The sequence below is a fragment of the Pseudomonas sp. Pseusp88 genome, from assembly GCF_047303955.1.
Classification (GTDB): Bacteria; Pseudomonadota; Gammaproteobacteria; order Pseudomonadales; family Pseudomonadaceae; genus Aquipseudomonas.
Genome location: NZ_JBGLYM010000100.1, coordinates 1 through 455, shown reverse-complemented (window position 1 = coordinate 455; position 455 = coordinate 1). Strand labels below are relative to the sequence as shown.

The 455-nt window shown below is 51.6% G+C and carries 1 protein-coding gene; it reads right to left on the bottom strand.

Going from position 1 to position 455, the window contains the following annotated elements; all coding sequences use genetic code 11:
• Window positions 1-232 precede the first annotated feature (232 nt).
• A partial coding sequence (locus tag ACCD02_RS32640; RefSeq protein ID WP_413310712.1) for a hypothetical protein occupies window positions 233-455 on the bottom strand: 223 nt, incomplete at its 5' end.

The window sequence follows — 455 nt, the reverse complement described above, 5'->3', positions numbered from 1 at the left end:
GGACGCTACCTGCAAATCGCTGGCAAAGCCCTCGATGGTCAAAGAGAAGTGAGTTTGATTGGCTGGCGCGAACATCCGGTGTTCCTTGTTGATTATGACGGACAGATCGGCTGACTTGGTTGTTCCGGTATTCATCTCACTTTAAAAGTGCGCAAGAAGTTGCGCATAACAGCAACGCCGTTAGTTGAAAAACTTCAATGTGAGGTGTGAGAAGTGGCGCGATATAACCGAGTCAATGCGGAGTAGCGGATGCTAAAGACCAATTACAAATGGCGCTGTAGGGAAAATCTTCAAAGTGAGCGGGAATTTTCTTGAATGGTTTTAGCAGGGTGCTTACAACGCCAAATACCCGCGGCGCCGCGTCGCTGGTTGGCAATTGGAACCGGCTTGCTGGCGATCGAGTGCGCAGCGCTCGCACTAGCTTCAGCGTCTGGTCTGACGCCATCGCCAGCAAG